Consider the following 1,448-nt stretch of genomic DNA (forward strand, 5'->3'; position numbering starts at 1 on the left):
GCCGGTCGCCGCGGCGGCGCCGGTTCCCGCTGCGCCCGCGCGCGCCGCCGCGGGGCTCGACCAGTCGCACCTCGCCGCCCTGATCGCCGGCGCGACGCCGCCCAAGCCGAAGCTCGCCAAGGCCGCGACCAAGACGGCCTCCGCCGAGAAGGCCCCCGCCGCCGAGAAGGTCGCGGCGAAGCGCTGAGCCGCCGCCGGCGCGGGCGACCGTGCCGGCTGCATGGTTCCCCTGCGCGCCGGCGGATACCCGCGCGGCGCCGGGCGTGGCAGGGGTTTCAGCCTCTACCGAGATTGGTCAGGCATGAGCACGCAGGTCGCGACCTCCGTCCCCGACGACAGCGCCGCGCCGCGCGCGGCTCCGGAGGCCGACCTCGCCGGCCGCCGGCGGATCGTCGGCATCGCCCTGATGTGCGGGGCCGTCGCCTTCTTCGCGAGCCTCGACGCCTGCGGCAAGACCCTGGCCCGGGCCGGCGTCGATCCCCTGGTCACCACCTTCATGCGCTACGCGGCGAGCGTCGCCATGATCTCGCTGTTCATCAATCCGGTGCGCACGCCGGGCGTCGTGAAGAGCCGGCGCCTGCCGCTGCAGATCGCGCGCTCCCTGCTGCTCTTCGCCTCCACGGCGCTCAACTTCCTGGCCCTGCGCTACCTGCAGCTTGCCGAGACGATCTCGATTCAGTTCGCCGCGCCGCTCACCGTGGCGCTGCTCGCCGGGCCGCTGCTCGGCGAGTGGTCGTCGCGGGCGCGGCTGGCGGCGATCGGCGTCGGCTTCCTGGGCGTGCTGGTGATCGTGCGGCCGGGCGTCGGCGGCATGCATCCGGCCGCGCTGCTCTGCGTCGCCAACGTGGTGGTCTACGCCTTCTACGCGATCATCACGCGCAAGCTCGCGGCCTACGACTCGACCGCCACGACGATGTTCTACACGGGCCTCGCGGGGCTCGCGCTGATGGCCCCGCTCCTGCCGTGGATCTGGACGAGTCCGGCGAGCCTGACCCACTGGGCGCTGCTGTTCGGGGTCGCGCTGTTCGGGACGCTGGGCCACTGGCTGCTGGTGATGGCCCATGCCCGGGCCCCGGCCAACGTGCTGGCGCCGTTCATCTACACGCAGCTGCTCTGGTCCGTGACCCTCGGCTTCCTGCTGTTCGGCGACGTCCCGAGCCGCTGGACCGTGGCGGGCGCCATGATCGTCGTCGGCTCCGGCCTGTACCTCCTGGCGCAGGAGACGATCCGCCGGGAGGCGCGGCCGGCCGCCTGAGGCGACCGGCCGGAACCCGTCAGCGGCCGAGGCGCTCCTGGCGCTCCATCCGCTCCTCGCGACGGTTCTCGCGGGCCCGGCGGGCCGGGTCGGGATCGGTGCCGAGCACGCCGCCGACCGTGCCGGTCGCCGCGCCGACCGCGCCGCCGACGACCCCGCCCACGGGGCCGGCCGCGGCCGTGCCGTCCTCGAC

Annotated in this window: 1 protein-coding gene and 1 pseudogene; both read left to right on the forward strand. The window is 75.0% G+C overall.

Going from position 1 to position 1,448, the window contains the following annotated elements:
• A pseudogene (locus ACLBYE_RS30450) lies at positions 1-187 on the forward strand (hypothetical protein); the annotation flags it as partial.
• Positions 188-301: 114 nt separating this feature from the next.
• Positions 302-1,255, forward strand: a complete 954-nt coding sequence (locus ACLBYE_RS30455; protein WP_056523381.1) for a DMT family transporter — start codon at positions 302-304, stop codon at positions 1,253-1,255.
• The last annotated feature ends 193 nt before the right edge of the window (positions 1,256-1,448 follow it).

It is taken from the genome of Methylobacterium sp. A52T (assembly GCF_053346095.1).

What these genes read in the sequence shown, in the direction of transcription:
- ACLBYE_RS30455 (WP_056523381.1), top strand. Translation starts at nt 302, where the DNA reads ATGAGCACGCAGGTCGCGACCTCCGTCCCCGACGACAGCGCCGCGCCG.